At 69.4% G+C, this 4,824-nt stretch carries 3 protein-coding genes; all 3 read left to right on the top strand.

From position 1 onward, the window contains the following. Positions 1-1,156, top strand: a 1,156-nt coding sequence (locus AX669_RS02610; RefSeq protein ID WP_231729375.1) for a Dyp-type peroxidase, incomplete at its 5' end; no start/stop codon positions are given. Between the two features lie 219 nt (positions 1,157-1,375). Continuing rightward, complete coding sequence (locus tag AX669_RS02615; protein ID WP_062256381.1) at positions 1,376-3,121, top strand: pyruvate dehydrogenase; 1,746 nt, start codon at positions 1,376-1,378, stop codon at positions 3,119-3,121. A gap of 259 nt (positions 3,122-3,380) precedes the next feature. Further along, on the top strand, positions 3,381-4,703 hold the full coding sequence (locus AX669_RS02620; protein ID WP_062256379.1) for an ABC transporter permease: 1,323 nt from the start codon (positions 3,381-3,383) through the stop codon (positions 4,701-4,703). The last annotated feature ends 121 nt before the right edge of the window (positions 4,704-4,824 follow it).

Genomic DNA, 4,824 nt, shown 5'->3' on the forward strand with positions numbered 1-4,824 from the left:
GCCAGGTTCTGGGGCGGTAGGTTCGGGATCCTCGAGTGCCTCGGCCCCTCAGGGCGCGCGTGCCAGCGCGTCGGCTCATCCGGCGCGCTGGCACGTGCCGAGCGGTGCGCCGCGTCAGTCGGGTGTGACGACGCAGCCCGGCACGCACGCGCACTGGATCGGCCTCGACCTCGCGCGCGATGCGATGAAGGACGACCTGCGTCGTGCGCTCGTCGTCGTCGACGACACCGCGTCGCGCTTCGTCGCGGGGTCGACGCCGCTGCCCGACGTCGCGCATGAACTCGCGTTCGATGCCGGCGGCGTCGCGATCGCCGTCGGCCTCGGGCCGCGCGTGTTCACGCTGCGCGGCATGAGGGCGAAGGCTCCGTCGTGGCTCGCGCCGATCCCCACGATGCCGATCGATCGGTTCGAGAAGCCTTGGGATCAGACGGATCTCGTCATCCAGATCGACGCGGCCAACCCCGTCGGGGTGAGTCACGCGGCGACGCAACTCTTCAGCGCGCTCAAGGGCATCGCGACGCCGCGCTGGCAGCAGCGCGGTTTCCACGCCGGCGCGCGCCCGAGCGATGCAGGTGTCACGCGCAACCTGTTCGGCCAGCTCGACGGGCAGGAGCAGCCGAACGTCGACGGCAACGAGGCCGACCGCGTGTGGAACGCCGCCACCACCGCCGCGCCGTGGATGGAGGGCGTCACCGGCATGGTGATCCGCCGTATCCGCATGGACGTCGACGTGTGGCAGACCCTCGATCGTGCCTCCCAGGAGAACGCGATCGGCAGGCGGCTGACGAACGGTGCCCCGCTGACGGGCGCGTCACCGCACGACCCGATCGACTTGGAGAAGACCGACGAGCTCGGCCTCAGCGTCATCAACCCGGCGGCGCACGTGCCGCGGGCGCGGCCGGCGAAGACGGGGGAGCGCATCCTGCGCCGCCCCTATAACTACGAGGACGCGCGCGCCGACGGCACGAGCGACCGCGGGTTGATCTTCGTCGCGTTCTGCGCCGACGTGGCCGCGCAGTTCGTGCCGATCCAGCGCCGCCTCGCCGAGGCCGACCTCCTCAACACCTGGACGACGCCCATCGGCTCCGGTGTGTACCTGCTGCCGAGCGCCCCGCGTCCGGGGAGATACCTGGGCCAGAACATCGTCGAGGCGTGACGCGCGGCGTGCACCTTGTCGGCAGGGTGCCTGCGAATGCCTCTTTCGTCACGTCGACAGGTGCCGCAAGGTGTCGAAAACCGCGGAATGACGGGGTTGTCGGTGGCGGATGCCAGAGTTCACATCGCAAACTCGTTGACGGGATCTGCCGCGCGTACTTGACTGAAATCAAACGTGTTCACGAACGAGGCGGCAGGTGCCGCCGGAGGAGTCAGCTCGATGAAGCTCGCCGAACAGATCGTCTCCCAGCTCCAGGCCGCCGGTGTGCGCCGCATCTACGGCATCGTCGGAGACAGCCTCAACCCCATCGTCGACGCCGTGCGCCGCACCGGCGGCAGCGCGAAGGGCGGCATCGACTGGATCCACGTGCGCCACGAGGAGGTCGCCGCCTTCGCCGCCTCCGCCGATGCGCAGGTGACGGGCGAACTCGCCGTCTGCGCGGGCTCCTGCGGCCCGGGCAACCTGCACCTCATCAACGGCCTCTACGACGCGAACCGCTCCGGCGCGCCCGTGCTCGCCATCGCGAGCCACATCCCGAGTGCGCAGATCGGGCAGGACTACTTCCAGGAGACCCACCCCGACCGTCTCTTCACCGAGTGCAGCGTCTACTCCGAGCTCATCTCGACGCCCGTGCAGAGCCCCCGCGTCGTGCAAGCGGCGATCCAGCACGCCGTCACGCTCAAGGGTGTCTCCGTCATCACGCTGCCCGGTGACATCGCCGACGAGCCCGCCACCTCCGACGTGACGCCCGTCGCCCTGCCCGAGCCGGGCGTGCTCGTGCCGTCGGCCGGAGTCGTCGAGAAGCTTGCCGCCGAGATCAACGCGGCGGAGAAGGTCGCCATCTTCGCCGGCGCCGGTGCCGCCGGGGCACACGACGAACTCATGCGGCTCGCGAGCAAGGCCAAGGCGCCCGTCGGGCACTCGCTGCGCGGCAAGGACTTCGTGCAGTACGACAACCCGTTCGACGTCGGCATGACGGGCCTGCTCGGCTACGGCGCCGCCGCCGAGGGCATCGAGGACGCCGACCTCATGATCATGGTCGGCACCGACTTCCCGTACGACCAGTTCCTGCCCGACACGCGCACCGTGCAGATCGATGCGCGCGCCGAGGTGCTCGGCCGCCGCACGGCCGTCGACCTGCCGATCCAGGGCGACGTCAAGGCGACTCTCGACGCCGTGCTGCCGCTCGTCGAGGAGAAGAAGAACTCGAAGTTCCTCGACAAGACGCTCAAGAAGCACGAGAAGCTCATGGACAAGGCGGTGGGCGCCTACACCCGCAAGGTGGAGAAGCACACCCCCATCCACCCCGAGTACGCCGCGTCGCTGCTCAACGAGGCCCTCGCGGACGACGCGATCGTCACCGCCGACACGGGCATGTGCAACGTGTGGTCCGCGCGCTACATCCAGCCGACGGGCCGCAGCCGCCTCATCGGCTCGATGCTGCACGGCTCGATGGCCAACGCGCTGCCGCAGGCCATCGGCGCCCAGTTCGCGCATCCCGACCGCCAGGTCGTCGCGATGTGCGGTGACGGCGGCCTGTCGATGCTCATGGGCGACATGCTGACGGCACGCGCCTACGACCTGCCGCTGACGCTCGCCGTGTTCAACAACTCGACGCTCGGCATGGTCAAGCTCGAGATGCTCGTCGACAAGCTGCCCGACTTCGGCGTCGACGTGCCCGAGGTCAACTACGCCGCCATCGCTCAGGCGATGGGCTGGCACGCCATCCGCGTCGAGAACCCGAAGGACCTCGAGAAGGCGTACGCCGAGGCGCTCTCGCACAAGGGCCCGAGCCTCGTCGACATCGTCACCGACCCGATGGCACTGTCGATCCCGCCGAAGATCACGAGCGACCAGGTGTTCGGGTTCGCGACGGCCATGTCGCGCATCGTGCTCAACGGCGGTGCGGGCGAGGCCGTCGCGATGGGCCGCTCCAACCTGCGCAACATCCCGCGTAGCTGGTGACGGCGCTCCTCGCCGCCGGCTGAGGCGGGCGGCGAGGCCGAGGACGAGAGCGGTCGCGTCCTGTTGTGGCGCGCCGCACGGCGTGAGTGCCAAGCGAAATCTGTCTGGGTTCTGCGATTTCCTCCGGGTGACACTACAGGTGTAGTGTCACTGGATGGGGCCTGGGCAAGTACGGTTGAACCAAGGCCCGGCAGCTCGCCGCGACGCGAGCGGCTGGCCCCCACCAAACCGCCCGCATCCCGTCCTTCGGAGGAAGCCCATGGCGCAGCGTCTCGACGAGTCTGCTCCTGCACAGACCACCGCTCGCGAGCAGATCCGTCAGTTCGCCCCCCGCCTCATCGTGCTCGCGCTCATGTGCGTGCTCGTGCAGGGCCTCATGGGGCTGTCGTACATGGGTGCCTTCGGCAAGCCGGAGGCGAAGAAGGCGCCGTTCATCGTCGTCAGCCACACCGAGGGCAACGCCGGCTACATTGCGAACAAGCTCAACGCCATCGCCGGTCAGCCCGTGCTCGCGACGATCAGCACCGACGAGAAGGCCGCCATCGAGCAGGTGAAGAAGGACAGGGCCGTCGGCGTCTACGTCTTCAACCCGAGCAAGACGGAGAAGAACCCGAAGGACACGCTCTACTACGCCTCGGCTCAAGGCGCCTCGCGCGCTCAGGTGGCGCAGACCGTCGCGACGAAGACGTCACAGAACGCGAAGCGCGGCCTCGTCACGCATGACGTCGTCAAGGCTGCGCCCGACGACGCCCGCGGAACCGCCGCGTTCTATCTCGTCCTCGCCTGGATGGTCGGCGCCTACCTGCTTCCCGCGTCGATGACGACCGTCGTCGGCAACCGCTCGCACACCGCCATCGGGGCGCGCATGCGTCTGCTGCTGTTCGCCGCGTACGCGGTGCTCTCGGGCATCGTCGGCACCCTGGTGGCGCAGCACATGCTCGACGCGCTGCCCGGCCCGTTCTGGAAGATGTCCGCCATGGGCATGGCGCTCGTCTTCGCCGTCAGCACGTTCACGTTCGGCCTGACGTCGGCATTCGGTTCGCTCGGCGTGGGCCTCGCGATCCTGCTGTTCGTCATCCTCGGCAACCCCTCCGCCGGCGGTGCGTTCGCCTATGACGTGCTGCCCGAGCCGTGGCGCTCGGTCGGCCCGTACCTGCCGAACGGCGCGGGGGTCGACGCCGTGCGCTCGATCGCCTATTTCGGCGGCGTCGACCTCACCCGCCCCCTGTGGGTCGTGGCGGTCTGGGGCGTCATCGGCCTGTGGATCCTGTTCATGATCGGCAACAACACGTACCGCTTCGCCCCGGGCGGCGTCGACGCGAGTGACGACGACGGCGTCGGCGCCGTCGGCGAGTTCGTCGAGCATCAACTCGGCCACCACCCGCCGCACAGGCAGGAGGGCGGGCGGGGGCCCGGCTACGAGCGCGAGCCGCGGGAGCGGGCGTCTGAGACCGCCTCGAACGATGACGTCGACGGCCGCGGCGACGCCGGCGACCGCACCGCGGAGCTTCCCCTGCGGCGCGACCGCCGCGAGCGTCACGACACCGCCGACCATCCCGGCGACGGCGACGCGCCGGCCTGACCGTCGCCGATCACAGGCCTGACGCGGCCCTGAGCGTCGCATCGAAACCACCTCTGGGGCTCAACCGGGCACCTAGTGTCACGCGTCTGAACTTGTTTGACGAGTTGGGTGGGGCGATTGT

Source organism: Dermacoccus sp. CCH2-D9, assembly GCF_001556795.1.
Taxonomy (GTDB): Bacteria; Actinomycetota; Actinomycetes; order Actinomycetales; family Dermatophilaceae; genus Dermacoccus; species Dermacoccus nishinomiyaensis.

Excerpts from the sequence above, each read along its gene's own strand:
- AX669_RS02620 (WP_062256379.1), top strand. The coding sequence starts at position 3,381 with ATGGCGCAGCGTCTCGACGAGTCTGCTCCTGCACAGACCACCGCTCGC.
- AX669_RS02615 (WP_062256381.1), top strand. The coding sequence starts at position 1,376 with ATGAAGCTCGCCGAACAGATCGTCTCCCAGCTCCAGGCCGCCGGTGTG.